The following is a 19248-nucleotide window of genomic DNA, read 5'->3' as shown; positions in this document are numbered from 1 at the left end:
ACGTCTCGTCCGAAGCAGGGACCCTGAAGAATCCGGGCGGCGCGGGTGAACCACGAGCTGCTTGGGGACGGCCCGGACCGTTCGGTCAGGACACTCAGCGCGAGTCGTCCATCCAGCGCTGCTGGCGCTCCATCCACATGTTCTCGCCGACGAGACAGTCGGCCGAAGGCAGCTCCTGAGCCCGCAGCACGGGCCCTGGCAGGTGCTGCTCGACGGGCCAGCCGCCGGCGAGTTCCAGGATCAGCTTGCGCCGGACCGCCTCCGGAAACTGCGACCAGTCATTGACCGGGATGACAAAGGCACGCGGGCCGCCGATGACGCAGTTGGAATAATAGCGATCGAGATCGGGGATCGAGCCCCAGGAGTAGCCGCCGTCGGAGGTCATCAGCGGCAGGCCGTTGATGGTGATACCGGAAGCGACCGCCGCATCGCGCGCCATGGTGACCATGCGGCCCTGATTGTTCGGCCCGTCGCCGGAAATGTCGATCACCCGCCGCAGACCCTCGAAGCCGTTGCCGGTGAACATCGGAACGATCGCGTCGATGGCCGCCGAGATCGAGGTGCGGCGCTCGCGGTCCGGTAGTTCGGTGGCGAGGCGATAGGCGAAGGCGTCGGCGCTTTCCTTGGAATCGATCAGCGTCCAGGGGACGACGACGGTCTGCGACACGGTCCCTGCCCACTCGACATAGGTGACCGCGACCCGGCCGTTAACGCCCTCCATGATCGCTTCCTGGACCTTCGGATCGCGGAAGGCCGCTGCATAGCCGTCGCGCTGGATCTCCTGCTCGCTGCGGTCCATAGACCAGGACACGTCCACGGCGAGAACCAGCTCGACGTCGACCGGCGCACCGTCCGGCTGCCGCTTGCCGGCGGCACCGAAATCGGAAAGCCCGCGCTCGAAGGCCTGGCCCTGAAGCGGCATGGCAAAAATTGCGCAGAAAGCGGCGGCCAGCAGGGCTGCGAGAGTTCGGTGGGGCATCGCCCGCCTTACGGCGCTGGCGCGCGGCAAGCTGCGCCCCGCTGTCAGGGCCGCCCCACGATTTTCGGAAATCGTCTGGTTGCAACGCCGCTTTTGCATTGCAATACGCTACGCCGAAGGTGAAGACGCGCAATTCACATAAACGTCAAAACAACCCTTTCCGGCCGCCTGCCCGAGCGACCAATCGCCGCGCAAAAGACGCTCAGATGCTCGGAATTGCCGAGGCGATCATCAGTCTTTCTTAATGCCGTTGCGGCATGATGCGGCGAAATCTCGCAATGGGAACAGTCGACCCGTGACGCTCGCTCCGACGGCAAGCCGACCCGGCAGCCTCAGACTTCTCCGCCCCCTCGCCTCGCCTCTGGTCATCGTGCCGGCGGTCTGCGCGGTGCTCGCCTGCCTGCTGATGACGCCGCTGACGGTCCCGATCGGGGCCTTCTACTGGGACCTCTTCATCTATTTCGACGCGGCGAACCGGATCTTTTCCGGCCAGGTGCCGGGCCTCGACTTCTTTACCCCGGTCGGCCCCCTTGGCTACTGGCTCTTTGCGCTCTGCGAGCGGCTTTTTCCGAGCGCCCAGCCGCTGCTTCTTGTGCAGTGGTCGCTGCTCATCGTCACCGGCCCGCTGATCGCCCTCGTTGCCCACGACGTCGACAGGCGCTCGCGCGCTCTGGCGCTCGCCCTCTTGCTGCCGTTCCTGGTGTTCCAGATCCTGCCGATCAACGTCACCGAATATTACTCCTATCCGAGCGTCGACGGTTTCGGCATCTACAACCGGCAGATCACCGAGATCCTCTACGTCCTCGTCGCGGCTCTGGTCTTCGCAAGGTCGCGGCGGATCATGCTGGCGGTCATCGTCACGACGATGCTGGCGCTGTTCCTGATCAAGGTGACCGGCTTCTTCGCTGGCGGCCTTCTCTGCGTCGTGGCGCTTCTTGCGCGCCGGATCGACCTGCGGCTGTCGCTCGCCGCGGCGCTCGGCTTTCTCCTCGTCCTTGCCGGGCTCGAGCTCTGGCTCGGCGTCGTCTCTGCCTATCTCGGCGACATCGCCGCGCTTCTGGCGCTGAACGAAGAGAGCCTGCTGCCCCGTTTCCTGCAGGCGGCCTCGATCCACTTCACCGTCTTCGGGCCTCTGGCGCTGCTGATGCTCCTGCTTCTCGTCCTCGACGGTCGCGACATGGTGGACAAGGCGAAGGCGCTGTTTCGCTCGCCCGGCGCATCGTCCCTCGCAGCGCTTGTGGACCGGCCACTGGTCTGGATCGCCGCGGCGACATTCGCGGCGCTGTTCGTCGAGACCCAGAACACCGGCGGCCAGGGCTTCATCTTCGTCTGGCCGGTGCTCCTGATGGCCTGGGATCGGCGTGGTCGCATCGCCGGTACGCGGCTCGGCCTTCTCGCCGTCCTCATTGCGGCGGCTTCGCTTCCCTATCTCACCGAGGTGACGGCGCGCGCCGCCCGCGCCTTCGTCGGACAGATCAAATACGAGCGGCTCGCCGGGGACCATCTCGGCCAGCTCGGCCTCGTCAGCCAGCGCTCCGAGATCATGCACCATGCCGAGGTGATGAAGGGAATCTTCGCGGCGCATCCCGAGACCTACGAGGCTATCGCGACGGCCGGGGAACTGCCGAACTTCACGCTCTACAACGAGCCCGACTTCCAGCTCGCCTGGCTGATGGCGGTGGACGAGGCGGTCGGCGCGATCAATGCCTTCGAGGCAGAGCATGACGTCAGGTTCGGCACGATCATGAGCCTCAACTTCACCAATCCGTTTCCCTGGCTGCTCGGCCGCGAGGCGCCGAAAGGCATCGCCATCGGCGCAGATCCGTTCCGCGCCGTGCCGGATCCGGACGCTGCCATCCTGTCATCGGTCGAGGCGACGGATCTCGTCCTCTATCCACGCTGCCCGATCACCGATGCCAACGAGAAGCTGCGCGATCTCTACGCGCCGGCACTCGAGGCACTGACGAAGATCACGCTCTCCCCGTGCTGGGAGGCCTATGTCGCGCCGGACGTCGCGGCAAAGCTCGGCACGAAGTCCGCAGCGGCAGGCCCGCTTCGCCCGTCGCTGGCAGCGAAGCCCTGACAAGCGAGCACAACCCGGGCGCGGCGGGGAATCATTCCCCCCGCTTGTCTTTCCGCAGACACAGTTTGTCGGCAAAGCTTCAGCCAGAGTCTGAGCCTTCCACTCATGCTGCCTGACGCCAAAAACTCAAGTTCGGAACGAGACCGAGATGCGCCTTCGCCCCGCCCTTGCCGCTGCCGCCCTTCTCCTCACTTCCACCGCCGCCTTCGCCGCAGACGGCGACAAGGCCGGAACCGCGCTCGGCGCCGCGACGCTGAGGGCGGCCCTGAAGGACTATCTTGGCACGCTTCCCTTCGACAGCGGCTTTGCGACCATTGAACCCGACCCGCAGGGCTACCGGATCACCCTCGGAGCCAATGGCAGCTTCACCAGCGAGTTGCCGGACGGCAGCAGCGTCAAGGCCAACCTGACCCCCTATTCCTGGGTCGTCAGCCAGCGCGACGACGGCAACTGGCAGGTCGATGCCAGTGGCGCCATCGCGGTCTCCTACGACGCCGTCGTCGCCGGCCAGCAGACTCATGTCGATTATGCGATCAACGGTGTGACGATGTCCGGCGTCTACGCGTCGGAATATCGCGCCTTCCTCGACATCGGGGGCTCGATCGACGAGGTCACCGTCGAGCAGAACCAGGGGACCGGCAACGTTTCCGCGACCCTCGGGCCCCAGACCATCAAGGCGACCGCCACGCCCAATCCGGACGGCAACGTCGAATACAAGAGCGACCAGGAAGCCAGGAGCTTCACCGAGACATTGCGCATCGCCGCCGATCCCGCGCAGCCCGACAAGCTTGTCGAGGTGGAGATCTCGGCGGGAACCTACACGGTGGCGATGACGGCCTCGGACTTCCGGTCGCGCCAGATCGCAGATCTCTTCGCCTTCCTCCTGCGCAATGCCGACAAGGACAAGATCCGGGCCGCGCAGGCGGAGCTGAAGCAGCGCCTCGGCGAGGCGATGCCGCTCTGGAGCGGGATTGGCGGCAAGACCGGCATCGACGGCATCAAGGTGAAGACGGCCTACGGCACCTCCGAGATCGGCCGCTTCGTGATCGGCCTGACCGGCGACGGGATCGTCACCGACGGCACCTATCGCTACAGCCTCGAACTCGGCGGCATGAGCTTCGATTTTCCGCAGATCCCCGAATGGGCGAGACCGCTGGTGCCGACCGATCTCACGATGGACGCGGTCGGGGCGGGCGTCGATCTCGACACGCCGCTGCGCATCCTCCTCGCCAATCTCGATCTCTCGGCCGATAAGCCGGTCTCGGACGCCGCTTCGCAGGAGATCCTCGCAAGCTTCGAGCAGCACCGGCCGACGCTGAAGTTCGAAAATGTCAGGCTTGCGGCGCGGGACTACGATCTCAAGGTCGATGGTTCGATGACCTTCGAGAGCGACAAGCCGGAGACACGTTTCGACATCGTCGCGACCGGTCTCGACAAGGCGCTGAAGTCGCTGCAGGACGCTGGCGCGAAGGATCAGAATGCCCTGCAGGGCTTCGCCTTCGGATCGATGGCCAAGGGCTTCGGCAAGCAGCTCTCCGACGGCAGGACCGAGTGGCTGATCGAGACCGCCGCCGATGGCTCGGTGAAGATCAACGGCGTGACGATCAAGGGTCCCGATGCGCCGACCGTGGCGCCGGAGGCTGCGCCCGACGCGATCCCCGCGCCCGCTCCTGGCGGCGAGACCATGCCGGGTGGCGAAACAGGCAGTCAGCCGCTCTGAGGACGCTACGGCAGGAAGCCGAGGGCGAAGAGACCGGCGCTCCCCACCGCAGAGGCGGCGAGCGTCGCCAGCATGCCGAGCCGCAAGACGAAGATCGCCACCGCCGCGAAGACGAACAGCGCGAGCGCGATCGGGTCGAGGCTTGCCGGGTCCGGCAGGTCCAGCGAAAGGCCGAGGCCTTCGATCGTCCTCACCCGCGAAAACAGGATGTGCAGCGCGAACCAGACGGCGAGATTGAGGATCACGCCGACGACGGCGGCGGTGATGGCCGACAGCGCCGCCGAGAGCGCGCGGTTCTGCCGGAGGCCCTCGATGAAGGGCGCCCCGGCGAAGATCCAGAGAAAACAGGGGGCGAAGGTGACGAAGGTGGTCAGACACGCTCCCACCACCCCGGCGACCAGCGGATCGAGCGCCCCGGCCTGACGATAGGCGGCGAGGAAACCGACGAACTGGGTGACCATGATCAGCGGTCCCGGCGTCGTCTCGGCAAGGCCGAGGCCATCGAGCATTTCGCCCGGCCGCAGCCAGCCATAAGTGCCGACGGCCTCCTGTGCGACATAGGCGAGGACGGCATAGGCGCCGCCGAAGGTGACGACCGCCATCTTCGAGAAGAACAGGGCGATCTGCGAGAAGACACTCTCCGGACCGAGCGCGAGCAGGATCGCCGCCGTCGGCAGCATCCATAGGGCGAGACAGATTATCGCTGCGATCAGTGCAGAGCGACGGGCCGCCGAGGTTTCAGCGCCCGTCGCCAAACGATCGGAAAGCCCCTCCTCCGCCTGGTCTGCGCCGCCCGCCTTACCGCCATCGTGTTCCGAAAAGGCTGGATGGCCGCTCCTCTGGCCGAGGAAGCCGGTCACAGCGGCCAACGCGATGATCAGCGGAAACGGTACGCCGACGACGAAGATCGCCACGAAGGCGAAAGCGGCGATGGCAATCATGAAGCGATTTTTCAGCGCACGACCGCCGATGCGGATCACCGCCTGAATGACGATGGCGAGTACCGCCGTCTTCAGCCCGAAAAACAGCGCAGTGACAATGCCGATCTCGCCATAGGTGGCATAGACGATGCTGAGAGCAAGGATCGCCAGAAACCCCGGCGCGACGAAGAGCAACCCGGCGACGAGGCCACCGAGCGTCCGGTTGAGCAGCCAGCCGCAATAGGTCGCGAGCTGCTGGGCTTCCGGCCCCGGCAGAAGCATGCAGAAGTTCAAGGCATGGAGAAACCGCTCCTCGCCGATCCAGCGCTTCTCTTCGACGAGGATGCGGTGCATCACGGCGATCTGCCCGGCCGGTCCGCCGAAGGACAGGCAGGCGATGCGGGCGAAGGCCTTCGTCGCCTCGCCAAAGGGCACGACCAGGGGATCAGCAACACCCTGCGGCGTGGACGGTGCCTCGAACTTTGTCACCTGTCCCACCCTTTGCCGGCACCCTCTGGTGCCGCATCCCCGACGCGCGTTGCAGGCAGGGTGAGCAAACCGATCCAGATCAAGACCGCCTCGCTTCCGCCCAACCGCGAATTCTACGGGCAACGAAGCCATCAAGCCATGTCGGCTATGTGACGGGCAAGCCGGATGAATGGCAGATCATCGCGTCGAGGCCTTCGCGAATGCCGCGCGCTTCGCTATCAGCCTTGCCATGACGAATGACTTTCTGGCCGTGGCGGCGCTTTTCTGGTCGGCCTTCCTTGCTGCGACGATCCTGCCAGGGGCGTCCGAGGTGCTGCTCGCCGTGACGCTCATCGAGAGAACGGCAGACCCGTGGCTGCTGATTGGCGTGGCGACGCTTGGCAATACGCTCGGCTCGCTCGTCAACTGGATGCTTGGGCGGTTCCTGATCGGCTTCAAGGATCGGCGGTGGTTCCCTGTCCCGTCGGATCGGATCGACCGGTTTTCAAAGACATTCAACCGCTATGGAAGCTGGAGCCTGCTTTTCGCCTGGGCGCCGATCGGCGGTGATGCTCTGACCGTCGTAGCCGGAATTGCGCGGGTCGGCGTCATCCCGTTCCTCGTCCTCGTTGGTGTCGGAAAACTGTTCCGCTACCTCGTGGTCGCTGCGGGCGCGCTGAGCTGGCCATGGATATGAGGCGACCGCGATCGATCTTCGTCGCGGAAGCCTCTCGCGCCAGGCTCGCCTGTGTCAGCCGGCCTTCTTCAGCTCGGTCTCGGACTTCAGCACCTTTCCGCCGTCCTCCTGCTCGATGAGATAGGCGGGATTGTCCTCGCTGGCGTTGCGGGTCACTTCGGCGCCGTCGATGGTGCGGGTGACCTTTTCCTTGAAGTGGTCCTTCACCTGTCCGGTGCCCTCGCCATTGCCCCACGACCAGGCGACATGCTGGCCCTTCCGGAATTTCGTCATCGCGCGTGTCCTCCTGCTGGTTGCGATCGACGCCACAAGCCCGGCACTCGCCGGCGGGTTCCCTGACAAGTGTTTGATCCAGGAATCGAAATTGCCGCGGCCGGGTGACGGAACGGCGAAGCTGAAAACCACGTTAGCACGCCACCGAACCATCAGTGTCACCTGTCGCCAACGGACTGACGATGCAATACGAACTCGCCATGCATGCCGAGCGCTACGGGCTCGAAATGGTCGATCCCGGGAGCTTCGAGATCGAGCGGCACAAATGCGGCCGGGGCTTCAAGATCTGCTTCTGCTCCGGCGAGACGATCCACGACAAGCAACTCAAGCGCCGGGTCAAGGCGCTGGCGATCCCGCCCGCCTGGTCGAGCGTGAAGATCTGCGTCTATGAGAACGGCCACATCCAGGCGGTTGGCCGCGACGAGAAGGGTCGCCTGCAATATCGCTATCACGACGCCTGGGTGAACGTGCGCAATGCCGTGAAGACCGAAAGGCTGATGCGCTTCGGCAAGGCACTGCCGACGCTTCGGGAGGCCATCGAGCGCGATCTGCGTCGCCGCAAGGCCGACCGGCGGATGACGGCCGCGGTCGCGACGCGCCTCATCGACGTCGCCGCCATGCGGCCGGGCCACGAGAAATACGCCGCCGACGGCGGCCGGGGCGTCGCCTCGCTGCGCCGGAAGAACCTCAAAATCTCGGGCGATGTCGCAGTGCTCAAATTCGTCGGCAAGTCGAACAAGGAGCACCGGATCGAGATCCTGGAACGCCCGCTCGTCACCTCGCTGAAGAAGATGCGCCAGGGTCGCGGGCAGCGGCTGTTCCGCTTTCCCGGCAAGACCAAGAAGCAGCGGGAGCTGACCGCCAACCTCCTCAACGACTATCTGGCAGAGGCCTCGGGTGCCCGCATATCGGCGAAGGATTTTCGCACCTTTCACGGTTCGGCAGAGGCGCTGCGCTTCCTGATCGAAGAGGCCGGCGACGCGAACACCCCGAACAAGCGCAAGCGCGCCGTTGCCGCAGCGATGCGCTCAGTCGCCGCAAGGCTGCGCAACACGCCTGCGGTGGCGCGCTCGTCTTATGTCCATCCGGCGATCGTCGAAGCGTACGAGGCCGGCGTCTTGCCCCCGGATCTTCTGCGCGGCCGGCGCCGCGAGCGCCTGACGGCCCCGGAAACCGGCCTGATGCGTTTTCTGGAAGAGGTGGCGCGGTAAGCGATCGAGCCGGCGTCTAGGCAAGCGCTGCCGGCTTGTCCCCGCCGAACGCCCAGTCGAGCAGCTCGACCGTGTGGACCACGGGAATCTGGGTTCCGCTGCCGATCTGGGTCATGCAGCCGATATTGCCGGTGGCGATCACCTGCGGCATGACGCTCTCGATGTTCTTGACCTTGCGATCCCTGAGGCGCCCGGCGATCTCCGGCTGCAAAATATTGTAGGTGCCGGCAGAGCCGCAGCAGAGATGCCCCTCGGGAACGTCGCGGACGGCAAAGCCGGCGCGCGAGAGCAGCGCCTTCGGCTGGCGGATGACGCGCTGGCCGTGCTGCATCGAACAGGCGGAGTGATAGGCGACGACGATCGGGCCGACGGCGCGCGGCGCCGGCAGCTCCAGATCGGTGAGCAGTTCCGTGACGTCCTTGGCGAGGCCCGAAACCTTTGCTGCCTTTTCGGCATAAGCGGGGTCCAGCCGCAGCATGTGGTGATAGTCCTTGATCGTCGTCCCGCAGCCCGACGCGGTGATGACGATCGCGTCGAGCCCGCCGGCCTCGATCTCCCGCATCCAGACATCGACGTTGCGGCGGGCAAAATCGAGCGCCGGTTCCTCCTGCCCCATGTGATGGACCAGCGCGCCGCAGCACCCCTCGCCTTCCGGCACCACGACCTCGACGCCGAGCCGGGTGAGCAGGCGGATCGTCGCCTCGTTGATCTTCGGGTCGAGAACCGATTGGGCGCATCCCGTCAGGAGCGCGACGCGTTTTTTCCGCGGTCCCTCGGCGGGACGGACCGCCGGGCGATTGGCATCGGACGCGGCAGGCAGGCTGGCCGGCGCGAGCTTCAGCATCGCGGCCAGCGGCTTGAGCGGCTTGATCCCGTCAAGCACCGCGGCGAAGGGTCGCCCGAGCCGCGCCAGGGTCAGGCTTGCCCGGAACCGCCCCGGATAGGGCAGCGTCATGGCAAGGATCCTGCGGATCATCCGGTCGGCGAACGGGCGCTTGTAGGTGCGCTCGATATGCGCCCGGGCGTGATCGACCAGATGCATGTAGTTCACATCCGCCGGGCAGGTGGTGATGCAGGAGAGGCAGGACAGGCAGCGGTCGATATGGGTCACCACCCTCTCGTCGGCCGGGCGGTCGTCCTCCAGCATCTCCTTGATCAGATAGATCCGCCCGCGCGGCGAATCGAGCTCGTTGCCGAGGGTGACATAGGTCGGGCAGGTTGCGGTGCAGAAGCCGCAATGGACGCATTTGCGCAGGATCTTTTCGGAATGCGCGACATCCGGTTGTTCAAGCTGGTCGGCGGTGAAGGCGGTTTGCATGCGGCGGAACTTTCGTGACTCACGCGGGATGGAAGTTGAGATGGCCCTCGGAGTCGAGGACCATAAATCGCCCATCGACAAACGCCTCAAGACAACCGACGATTTGCGATGCCTGCCTATCGGCGGACTTTCGGTCTGATGTCAGCATCACGACGACGCAGAGTTTTCGATGTCCCAACGTTTGCTGGAACGGCATGTTTTTGTCCGCGGTCAGTATCAGATCGAAGCCCTGCTTCTCGGCGAAATCCAACATCTCAGCATCCGGCGGTCGCTTCCAATCATTCGGAAACGGTGTGGCATCGCCACCAGCTTCGTTGATCAATCGCGACAATCGCCGCGGCATATTTTCGTCGAGAAGGATTTTCCTCATGCAGCCGCGCGAAGGCGTGACGCGGCCAACCGTATTGCGGCTTCCGCCCGTTCTCGACCGATCGTGGGAAAATCCTCGAGAATTTCGTCGAGCGACGATCCTCCGGCGAGGTTCTCGAACAAGACATCGACGGGGATACGCGTATCCTTGAAGACCAGCGCGCCACTGACGATCCCGGGAACGCTTTCGAAAATGTCGCTTTCGCGCATGGCCCTACGTCCTCTGAACTGAGCCCGAGACACTACCCCATGCGTCCTGGATTCAGCACGCCTTTCGGATCGAACTGCTCCTTCAGACGCCGCGACAGTGCCGCCAGGGGTGCCGGCTGGGGCTGGAACACCGCGGAGACGGCCCGTGCCGTTTCAGGTGCCCGCACCAGCGTGCCGTGGCCGCCCCCGAACCGCGCGATGGTTTCCCGCAGGAGATCTGCCTCCGGCTCCCCATTCTCCATGCGAAGCCAGACCAGACCGCCCTGCCAATCATAGAACGCGTCGATCGCCGCCTGCATGCGAAGGCTCATGACGATCTCGTGGCCCTTCGCCGGCGCGACGGACAGCCGCCATACGGGTTTTTCGGTCCCGTCGACGAATGGTTTCGCGTCGCGCACATCCCGCCAGAGCCGCTCGGAAGCGTCCCGTTCGAGACGTTCCAGCTTGCCGACCTTTTCGAGCGCCTTGCCGAGATGGGCGGCACGCGCCTCGACCGAGGGCCCGAAACCGTCGATGCGGATCAGCGTCGCCGCGGCCTCGCCGAGTTCGCCGTCAACGACGCGGGAAGCGACATAGGCCGGCAGATGCGCGGCGCCCGAGACCTCGGCCGACGAGCCCATGGAGGCCGCCATCGCGCCGGCCGCCTCCGCGTCTGACAGGCCGCGCAAGACCAGCGTCGTCTCGGTCTCGCATTTCGGCAGAACCTTGATGGTGATCTCGCTCATCACCGCCAGAGTGCCATATGAGCCGGTCAGGCCCTTGGACAGGTCGTAACCGGTGACGTTCTTCACGACGCGGCCGCCGGACTTGAAGATCTCGCCGCGCCCGGACACCGCCCTGACGCCGAGGATGTGGTCGCGTGCCGCCCCCTGCTTCAGCCGTCGCGGGCCGGACAGGTTGCAGGCGATCACCCCGCCAAGCGTCCCCTGCCCCGCTTCGAGGCCATGCAGCGGGCCATAATCCATCGGCTCGAACTCAAGCCGTTGACGGCTCGCCGCGACGAGCGCCTCGATCTCGGCGATCGGCGTGCCGGCCCTGGCGGAAAGGACGAGCTCCTCCGGTTCGTAGAGGGTCACGCCGCTCATCTTTCGAAGCGACAGCGTCCGCGCGGCCTGGACCGGCCGGCCGAGGCCGCGCTTGGAGCCCGTTCCCTCGATCGCCAGCGGCTCCTCGGCCGAAACCGCAGCGGCGAGGATGTCGCGAATGTCGTCCTCGCTCTGCGGCTCGATGATTCGCGTGAGCGCCTCATTAGGCATTCGATGCGTAGCACTCATCTTGGGTGACGCCGCATCAGGTCGGTGCGCTCATAGAGATCTCCGACAGCACAGGAGAAGCCGAATTCCGGCAGATCGATGCGATCGTCGGCAGATCGCAAGACGCGCCCCTGCCAACCACTCGATCGCGACCAGATCTCCACGCCGAAATCCGACTGGGAGATGATCAGGACGTGGAGACAATCGGGGTGGTCCGAGTAGCGGGCGCGCTTGATGCTGATGAACTCGGACGTGTTGGAGTCCGACAGAACCTCGGCGGCGAGATAGAAGCGCTCGGCGAAGTAGACGCCGTTCGGCTCACGATCGACCACAGCCACATCGGCCTGCGGCCGAAAGTCTGGATGCGCTTCCACTGCCAGGCCGATTTCCCGCATAGCGTCGAATTCCGGTCTGCTCTTGTCGAACTGGTCGTTCAGCAATCGCTCCAGATTGGACGCGATCCGCTGATGCTTCAGGCTCGGAGGAAGCATCATCATGACGGGCTCACCATCGATCAGCTCCCAACGTTCGTCCTCCGAACGCGCCTCCAGGAATTTGAGAAAGCCTGCCTCGTCCATCGGACGGGCATCCTTGATCGACGGCCATGTTTCGATCGCGCTCATTGCTCGATCCTCGTCCTAGAATCTCGGCAGGTCGGGAAAGGCGACCTGTCCCTTGTGCACATGCATCCGGCCGAGTTCGGCGCAGCGATGCAGTTCGGGGAAGACCTTGCCCGGATTGAGAAGGTGCTTGTCGTCGAAGGCGCATTTCACCCGCTGCTGATGCTTCATGTCGTCATCGCCGAACATTTCCGGCATCAGATCGCGCTTCTCGACGCCGACGCCGTGCTCGCCGGTCAGCACCCCGCCGACCTCGACGCAGAGCCGCAGGATGTCGTTGCCGAATTCCTCCGCCCGGTGCAGTTCCCCCTCGTTGTTGGCGTCGTAGAGGATCAACGGGTGAAGATTGCCGTCGCCGGCATGGAAGACATTGGCGACGCGCAGACCGTATTTTTCCGACATCGCCTTCATGCCTGCCAGCACCTTCGGCAGTTCCTTGCGCGGGATCGTGCCGTCCATGCAGTAATAGTCCGGCGAGATGCGCCCGACCGCCGGAAATGCCGCCTTGCGTCCGGCCCAGAAGGCGGCGCGCTCCTCCTCCGACTGCGATACCCGGCAGGTGACGGCGCCATTGGTGTTGCTGATCGCCTCGACCTCGGCGAGGAGATGGTCGACCTCGGCCGCCGGCCCGTCGAGCTCGACGATCAAGAGTGCCTCGACGTCGGTCGGATAGCCGGCATGGACAAAATCCTCAGCAGCCCGGATCGCCGGCCGGTCCATCATCTCCATGCCGCCCGGAATGATCCCCTTGGCGATGATCGCGGCGACGCACTCGCCGGCCTCCTCCGAGGTCGGAAAGCCGATCAGCACGGCCCGCGCCGTCTCCGGCCTCTGCAAAATGCGCACGGTGACCTCGGTGACGACGCCGAGAAGTCCTTCGGAGCCGGTCATCAGCCCGAGAAGGTCGTAGCCCTCGGCGTCGAGATGCTTGCCACCGAGACGGACGACCTCGCCCTCGATGGTGACGAACTCGATTCCGAGGACGTTGTTGGCGGTCAGACCATATTTCAGGCAGTGCACGCCGCCGGAATTCTCCGCGACATTGCCGCCGATCGAGCAGGCGATCTGCGACGAGGGATCCGGCGCGTAATAGAAGCCGCGGTCGGCAACGGCATGGGTGATGCCGAGATTGGTGACGCCCGGCTGGACGACCGCGCAACGATTGTCGATGTCGATCTCAAGGACGCGGTTGAACTTCGAGAGGACGAGCAGAACACCGTCTTCGAGCGGCAGAGCGCCACCCGAAAGCGAGGTGCCGGAGCCCCGCGGCACCACCGGGATTTCCTCGCGATGGCAATATTTCAGCACCGCCGAAACCTGACCGACGGTCTCGGGAAGAACGACGACGAGAGGCAGCTGGCGATAGGCGGTGAGCCCATCCGATTCGAACACCGCCATCTCGTTGGCGGCATCGACGACGCCCTCGCCGGGCACGATGGCGCGCAAGGCCTCGACGATCGCCCGGCGACGGGCGAGGATCGCCTCGGACGGCTTCGGCATCATCACGGACATCGGCGATCTCCCAATCTTCATCCCAACTTATGCAGAGAGGCTGCCGCCGTCCACCAAAGGCATGTGCGAACCGCGACCTTGCCGGTCACGCCGCGGCCTCTGCAGAAGGCGCCCCTCAGTGGTCGACATCCTTCGCAGAGCCGACGTGATGTCGCCGGATGCGCTCCACCACCATCCAGACGAAGAGCAGCGCAAACGGCACGAAGAGTGCCGTCATCAGCGTCGAGGACACCGGAAACCCTTCGTGCTCCAGCCCCTTGGCGACATAGCCGAAGAGGCCGACGACATAGTAGCCGATCGCGGCGACGGATAGCCCCTCGACGGTCTGCTGGAGGCGCAACTGCAGCTGTGCGCGCCGGTTCATCGAGGACAACAGGTCGCGGTTCTGGTGCTCCAGTTCGACGTCGATCCGCGTGCGAAGGAGGTTGGCGGCCCGGGCGAGCTTTTCGGACAGGTTCGCCTGACGCTCCTCGATCGCCCGGCAGGTGCGCATCGCCGGCGCCATCCGGCGCTTCAAGAAGGCGCTCCAGCTCTCCTGCCCGGCAATCGGCTGCTCCCCCACAGCCGAAAGCCGCTCCCTGACGATTTCGTCATAGGCCCGGCTCGCGCCGAAGCGGTAGAGCACCGCGGCAGCAGAGGCTTCGACCTCCGCCGCCGCGAGGGTGATCTCCTGCAGGAGTTCGCGCGAATGGCCGGGCCCGCCCTTCATCTCCTCGGTGATGCGCATCAGCCGCCCTTCCAGCGCCTGCACCTCGGGCCCGATGGAATGGGCGAGCGGCAGGCCGAGCAGCGCCAGCGTGCGGTAGATCTCGATCTCGACGAGGCGCATGGCGAGCGCGCCGGCGCGCGGCGGCGGAAGACCGTCATCGAGGACGAGGATGCGCGTCAGCCCGTCGCCGTCCTGGCGAAAATCCGTCGCGGCATGGGCAAGACCGCTCTCCATCACAGACAGGCAGAAGCTCGACTTGTCAAAGATCTCCAGCGCCGCCTGCCCGGCATCGTCGTTCGGCCGCATCTCCAGATGCACACCGGCAATGAACGGTCCCGGCGGATCGAAATCGGCGCCGAACGGGTGGCCGGCGACCGGATCGCCGAAGCGCTCGGGCACCGGCCCTTCCCAGCTATAGGTGCAGAATTCGGTGTGGCGCTCCCAGCGCAGCCGGCCCTTGCCGAAGGCGAAGGAATGGGTGCGGGCATCCTTGGCCGGTGGCGGCACGCCCCGGCGTACCGACATCTCGGAAAGGATCTGATGATCCCGCGCACCGTGGTCGGTATTCATGAAGGCAAGAACGATGAGCGTCTTCGGCAGCTCGATCAAAGGAAACGGGCGGGCGTGGAGTTCGCCGAGCACCAGCGCACGGCGCGGATCCTGCTCGAAACGCTCGACCGCCTGCTGAGCGAAGCTGATGGCCGTCATGACGGCACTTTCACGAGACTGGCCTCATGATCGGTTTCCTTCCCTCCCTAGCTCCGCCGTAGCCATGCTCCCGAGCCGTCGTCGCAAGCGGCGAGACGCTTTCGCTCTGCCTGCCCGGGCGGCCCTGCCCCCCGTCCCGCTATCGACGACCGGAGCGGAATCGCATGGCAAATGCGGGACCCCTAGCTACAGGATGACGGTAGGCGAGAAAACGGCAATTTGCGATCGTTCCAAAAGGCGCCCAGACTCCTAGATGAGTCGATCGATCGCGGCTGGCGTCACAAGATGCGGGCCGGCCTTTGCTTCAGTGGAGTTTCAGTGCCTTGACCATCAATGGCGTGACGACTGGCGATCCTGCCGGCACCACCGTTCCCGAAGTTCCGACCGTCGCCCTTTTCGTCACCTGTCTCGTCGATCTCTTCCGGCCAAGCGTCGGTTTCGCGGCCATCAAGCTCCTGGAGGACGCCGGCTGCCGCGTCGTCGTGCCACAGAGCCAGACCTGCTGCGGCCAGCCGGCCTACAATTCCGGCGATCGCGAAGACACCAAGGCGATCGCGCGGCAGGTCATCGAGACCTTCGAGGGTTTCGACTATGTCGTCGCACCGTCGGGATCCTGCGGATCGACCCTCAGGAAACACTATCCCGAACTCTTCGCCGACGATGCCGAGTGGTCAAAACGGGCGACGGCGTTTTCCGCAAAGGTGTTCGAACTCGTCAGCTTCCTCGCCGATGTCAGGGGCGTTGCGGCGGTCGATGCGGCGCTACCGGTGACCGTGACATATCACGATTCCTGTTCGGGCCTGCGCGAACTCGGCGTGCGCGATCAGCCGCGCCGCCTGTTGCAAAGCGTTACGGGGCTGACCCTGAAAGAGCTGCCAGAGGCCGACGTCTGCTGCGGCTTCGGCGGCACATTCTGCGTCAAATACCCGGACGTATCGAACGCCATCGTCGGCAAGAAGACCAAGCACATCGCCTCGACGGGGGCGGACCTGCTGCTCGCCGGCGATCTCGGCTGCCTGATGAACATGGACGGCAAGCTGAAGCGCGAACAGATCGGCGTCGAGGTGCGGCACGTCGCCGAGGTCCTGGCCGGAATGACCGACACCCCGCCGATCGGAGGCAAGCTTTGACGAGACCAGGCGGTGAGATGGAATGGCAGCGTCAGCCGGACCGGCGATCACGATCGTGGCGGAGCACGATCAACCGGGAACGCGGCACGCTGCAGATTGACGAGGCGAAAAATCCGTCACTCGCAGCGCGACCCCAGGGCCTCGTCGACGAAGCATACCGTGCGGCGCGGGTTGATGCCGCTGACGAGACCGAGCTCCCCCTCTCGACCTTCCCGGAAACCTGCCCCTATACCGTCGACCAGCTTCGCGACCGCGACTACCTGCCCGAATAGGCGAATTTGATGCAGATCACCTCACAGACCTTCAAGGCGAACACCGTCAAGGCGCTAGCCGACGTCGAACTCCAGCGGGCGCTGAAGCATGTCGAGAAGGGCTTCATCGGCAAGCGCCAGAAGGCCGCCGACGCGCTGCCCGAATTCGAGGCGCTGCGCGACAGTGCCATGGCGATCAAGCAGCACACGCTGAAGCATCTCGATCTCTACATCGACGCCTATGTCGAAAAGGTCGAGGCTTCCGGCGGCAAAGTTCATTTCGCCGAGGATGCCGACCATGCGAGGCGGATCTTCCTGGACATCGCAAAGCGCCGGAAGGCGAAGACCGTCACCAAGGGCAAGACGATGATCTCCGAGGAGATCGGCCTCAATGCATTCCTTGAAGAAAACGGCATCACCCCGGTCGAGACCGATCTCGGTGAATACATCATCCAGCTGCGGGGCGAGCACCCCAGCCACATCATCGCACCCGCGGTCCACATCAACCGCGACCAGGTCGAGGCGGATTTCCGCAAGTTCCACGTCGATCTCGACCCGAAACGGGATCTGGTGAAACCCGAGACGCTGCTGTCCGAAGCGCGTGAGATCCTCCGTCGGAAATACGGCGAGGCCGACATCGGTGTCACCGGCGCGAACTTCCTGATCGCCGAGACCGGCACCTCGGTCATCGTCACAAATGAAGGCAACGGCGACCTCACCCAGCTCCTCGGCAAGTGCCATGTGGTGCTGGCCTCGCTGGAAAAGATCGTGCCGACGCTGGAGGACACGGCGCAAATCCTGCGCGTCCTCGCCCGCTCGGCCACCGGTCAGGAGATGAGCGTCTATACGACGCTCTCGACCGGTCCCCGTCGCGCCGAGGACCAGGACGGGCCGGAGGAATATCACGTCATCCTCCTCGACAACGGCCGCTCCAACATGCTCGGCACCGAGTTCGAGGACATGCTTCGCTGCATCCGCTGCGGCGCCTGCATGAACCACTGCCCGGTCTATCACGCGGTGGGCGGCCACTCCTATGGCTGGGTCTATCCCGGCCCGATGGGCGCCGTCCTGACACCCTCCCTCATCGGCGTCGACAAGGCCGGCCACCTGCCGAACGCCTCGACCTTCTGCGGCCGCTGCGAGAGCGTCTGCCCGATGCGCATCCCTTTGCCGAAGATGATGCGGCACTGGCGGGAAAAGGAATTCGAGAGCCACCTGCAACCGACCACCGCCCGCGCCGGGCTCGGCCTCTGGGCATTCTTCGCCCGGCGGCCGACTCTCTACAGGGCAGCGGTGTCCTTCGCCATGCCGGCACTGAAGCTGATGGCTGGCAGCAAGCGCCGCTTCCGTTCGCTGCCGCTCGCCGGCGGCTGGACCAAATGGCGGGATTTGCCGGCGCCGGAAGGCCGCACCTTCATGCAGGCCTATGCACAGAGCGGCCACGCACGGTCGAGCGGCCGGGGAGCCTCGAAATGAGCGGGTCGACGCGCGACGCCGTGATGGGTCGGATCCGCCGCGCCGTCGGCGCCACACCGGCCAACGAGGAGGCGCGCAGGCGTGTCGTCGAAGACCGCCTCGGCGCGGCGCCGGCCGGAGTGATCCCGGAACGCGGGCAGTTGCCGCCGGCCGAACGGCTGGCGCTGTTCATCCAGATGGCGACCAAGGCGGACGCGACCGTCGCCCGGCTCAAAAGCACGGCCGAGATCCCCGAGGAAGTCGCCGCCTATCTGCGCGAGCGCAACCTTCCCGCGACGATCCGCACGGGCGGCGATCCGCGGCTTTCAGGGTTGGATTTCTCACAGACGTCGCTGTCGGTGACCCAAGGACCGAGCGACGGCGACGACCTCTCGAGCCTGTCCCATGCCGACGGCGGCATTGCCGAAACAGGCACGCTGGTCCTGAGCTCCGGCCCGGACAATCCGACCAGCCTCAACTTCCTGCCGGAATATCACATCGTCGTCCTCGATGCGGCAGACGTCACCGGCGACATGGAGGCCGTGCTCGCGCGGCTGAGGCAGCGCCAGGGGAAGGGCGTGATGCCCCGGTCGGTGAACTTCATCACCGGCCCGTCCCGCTCGGCAGATATCGAGCAGACGCTGCTGCTCGGCGCCCACGGTCCGCGGAGCCTGCACATCCTGGTGGTGGGAGACGCCTGACCGGACCGGCGTTTATCCGAACAAGGGGCCCGGAACGAACTCGATGCCGTCGTAGATTTCGGCGAGCGGCAGCGCGATGCCGAGCGCGGGTATCGCGACGTCGTTTTCGAGGCCGACGACGCGCCGTTCGGGCTGCCAGCTCTCTACCGGCCCTTCAGCCCGCTCGAAGACGTACACCTCCGGCCGGTTCGGCTCGACATAGAGGATCGTCCGGATCGACGTGACGGCCTTGTATTCCGTCAGCTTGGCGGCCCGATCAAAATCGCGCGTCGATGGGGAAAACACCTCGACAACCAGCACCGGCTTCTTGGCGACGAGATCGGCTGGTTCACGCCGCCCGCAGTCTACCCCAGCATCCGGTCGCCGGATCTGGTCGGCTGAGGTTCTAATGCATAGGTCGGCCGAAAACGGCCGACAGGAACGCCCCTTCAGACGTTGGCGCAACTCGGCAAGAACATTGAGCACGATGTCATCGTGGCGGGCCGTCGCGCCGGTCATCATCTTGACCGGCATTCCCCCGACAAATTCGTAACGGCCCGGCCGGCCCTCCTGCCAGGTCAGAAATTCATCGACGGTCCATGGCTCTTGAGCAGCGTGGCTCACGACTATCTCCGACAATCGGCCGTTCCGCCCATCGTAGCATGCCGGGGCACGCTTGAAA

19 protein-coding genes are annotated in these 19248 nt (G+C 65.2%); 8 read left to right on the top strand and 11 right to left on the bottom strand.

Features of this window, described 5'->3' with window-relative positions; genetic code table 11:
* Positions 1–94: 94 nt before the first annotated feature.
* Positions 95–922, bottom strand: a complete 828-nt coding sequence (locus E3C22_RS01195) for a DUF1194 domain-containing protein (RefSeq protein WP_245514700.1) — start codon at positions 920–922, stop codon at positions 95–97.
* Between the two features lie 352 nt (positions 923–1274).
* Here E3C22_RS01195 and E3C22_RS01190 point away from each other — a divergent pair, with 352 nt between their 5' ends.
* Positions 1275–3062 (top strand): hypothetical protein, encoded by a 1788-nt coding sequence (locus E3C22_RS01190; RefSeq protein ID WP_134759435.1) that lies wholly within the window; start codon positions 1275–1277, stop codon positions 3060–3062.
* Between the two features lie 148 nt (positions 3063–3210).
* Positions 3211–4782, top strand: a complete 1572-nt coding sequence (locus E3C22_RS01185; protein WP_134759433.1) for a DUF2125 domain-containing protein — start codon at positions 3211–3213, stop codon at positions 4780–4782.
* 5 nt (positions 4783–4787) lie between these two features.
* Here E3C22_RS01185 and chrA read toward each other — a convergent pair whose 3' ends face one another.
* Positions 4788–6191 carry a chromate efflux transporter gene (gene chrA, locus E3C22_RS01180; RefSeq protein ID WP_245514699.1) on the bottom strand — a complete coding sequence of 468 codons (1404 nt, stop codon included), beginning with the start codon at positions 6189–6191 and terminating at the stop codon, positions 4788–4790.
* A gap of 169 nt (positions 6192–6360) precedes the next feature.
* Here chrA and E3C22_RS01175 point away from each other — a divergent pair, with 169 nt between their 5' ends.
* Positions 6361–6867: a YqaA family protein gene (locus tag E3C22_RS01175; RefSeq protein WP_245514698.1), complete on the top strand. Its 507-nt coding sequence runs from the start codon at positions 6361–6363 to the stop codon at positions 6865–6867.
* A gap of 54 nt (positions 6868–6921) precedes the next feature.
* Here E3C22_RS01175 and E3C22_RS01170 read toward each other — a convergent pair whose 3' ends face one another.
* Positions 6922–7140, bottom strand: a complete 219-nt coding sequence (locus tag E3C22_RS01170) for a hypervirulence associated TUDOR domain-containing protein (protein WP_134759429.1) — start codon at positions 7138–7140, stop codon at positions 6922–6924.
* Between the two features lie 182 nt (positions 7141–7322).
* Between E3C22_RS01170 and E3C22_RS01165 the strand changes: the two genes are divergently transcribed.
* A complete protein-coding gene (locus E3C22_RS01165; RefSeq protein WP_134759427.1) occupies positions 7323–8351 on the top strand; it encodes a DNA topoisomerase IB in 1029 nt (342 codons plus the stop codon).
* A 16-nt stretch (positions 8352–8367) separates the two neighbouring features.
* Here E3C22_RS01165 and glcF read toward each other — a convergent pair whose 3' ends face one another.
* The 7 genes from glcF to E3C22_RS01130 form a co-directional block, all read right to left on the bottom strand.
* Positions 8368–9669: a glycolate oxidase subunit GlcF gene (gene glcF / locus E3C22_RS01160; RefSeq protein ID WP_134759425.1), complete on the bottom strand. Its 1302-nt coding sequence runs from the start codon at positions 9667–9669 to the stop codon at positions 8368–8370.
* 19 nt (positions 9670–9688) lie between these two features.
* Positions 9689–10039: a DUF5615 family PIN-like protein gene (locus tag E3C22_RS01155; protein ID WP_167591587.1), complete on the bottom strand. Its 351-nt coding sequence runs from the start codon at positions 10037–10039 to the stop codon at positions 9689–9691.
* A complete protein-coding gene (locus tag E3C22_RS01150; RefSeq protein WP_134759421.1) occupies positions 10036–10248 on the bottom strand; it encodes a DUF433 domain-containing protein in 213 nt (70 codons plus the stop codon). Before E3C22_RS01150 ends, E3C22_RS01155 begins: the two co-directional genes overlap by 4 nt.
* Before the next feature lie 32 nt (positions 10249–10280).
* Positions 10281–11504: a glycolate oxidase subunit GlcE gene (gene glcE / locus E3C22_RS01145; protein WP_206026879.1), complete on the bottom strand. Its 1224-nt coding sequence runs from the start codon at positions 11502–11504 to the stop codon at positions 10281–10283.
* Positions 11505–11518: 14 nt separating this feature from the next.
* Positions 11519–12124, bottom strand: a complete 606-nt coding sequence (locus E3C22_RS01140; RefSeq protein ID WP_134759417.1) for a Uma2 family endonuclease — start codon at positions 12122–12124, stop codon at positions 11519–11521.
* A gap of 15 nt (positions 12125–12139) precedes the next feature.
* On the bottom strand, positions 12140–13633 hold the full coding sequence (locus E3C22_RS01135) for an FAD-linked oxidase C-terminal domain-containing protein (protein WP_134759415.1): 1494 nt from the start codon (positions 13631–13633) through the stop codon (positions 12140–12142).
* Positions 13634–13748: 115 nt separating this feature from the next.
* Entirely contained in the window at positions 13749–15050 is a 1302-nt protein-coding gene (locus tag E3C22_RS01130; protein WP_134759413.1) for a DUF3422 family protein, read from the bottom strand.
* A 329-nt stretch (positions 15051–15379) separates the two neighbouring features.
* Here E3C22_RS01130 and E3C22_RS01125 point away from each other — a divergent pair, with 329 nt between their 5' ends.
* The 4 genes from E3C22_RS01125 to E3C22_RS01110 are packed head-to-tail and all read left to right on the top strand — an operon-like array spanning position 15380 to position 18587.
* On the top strand, positions 15380–16180 hold the full coding sequence (locus tag E3C22_RS01125) for a (Fe-S)-binding protein (RefSeq protein ID WP_425364952.1): 801 nt from the start codon (positions 15380–15382) through the stop codon (positions 16178–16180).
* A gap of 17 nt (positions 16181–16197) precedes the next feature.
* Positions 16198–16452 carry a DUF29 domain-containing protein gene (locus E3C22_RS01120; RefSeq protein ID WP_134759411.1) on the top strand — a complete coding sequence of 85 codons (255 nt, stop codon included), beginning with the start codon at positions 16198–16200 and terminating at the stop codon, positions 16450–16452.
* A 9-nt stretch (positions 16453–16461) separates the two neighbouring features.
* The gene (locus E3C22_RS01115) at positions 16462–17907 is read left to right on the top strand and encodes a LutB/LldF family L-lactate oxidation iron-sulfur protein (RefSeq protein ID WP_134759409.1); all 1446 of its coding nucleotides are present in this window, start codon (positions 16462–16464) and stop codon (positions 17905–17907) included.
* Entirely contained in the window at positions 17904–18587 is a 684-nt protein-coding gene (locus tag E3C22_RS01110; RefSeq protein WP_134759407.1) for a LutC/YkgG family protein, read from the top strand. The genes E3C22_RS01115 and E3C22_RS01110 overlap by 4 nt, the downstream gene beginning before the upstream one ends.
* Positions 18588–18599: 12 nt before the next feature.
* Here E3C22_RS01110 and E3C22_RS01105 read toward each other — a convergent pair whose 3' ends face one another.
* Complete coding sequence (locus E3C22_RS01105; protein ID WP_167591586.1) at positions 18600–19190, bottom strand: Uma2 family endonuclease; 591 nt, start codon at positions 19188–19190, stop codon at positions 18600–18602.
* Positions 19191–19248: the final 58 nt, after the last annotated feature.

The sequence above is a fragment of the Jiella endophytica genome (assembly GCF_004519335.1).
GTDB lineage: Bacteria > Pseudomonadota > Alphaproteobacteria > Rhizobiales > Rhizobiaceae > Jiella > Jiella endophytica.
Note: the sequence above shows the minus strand (reverse complement) of the source record. Positions and strands in the feature narration are given on the sequence as shown.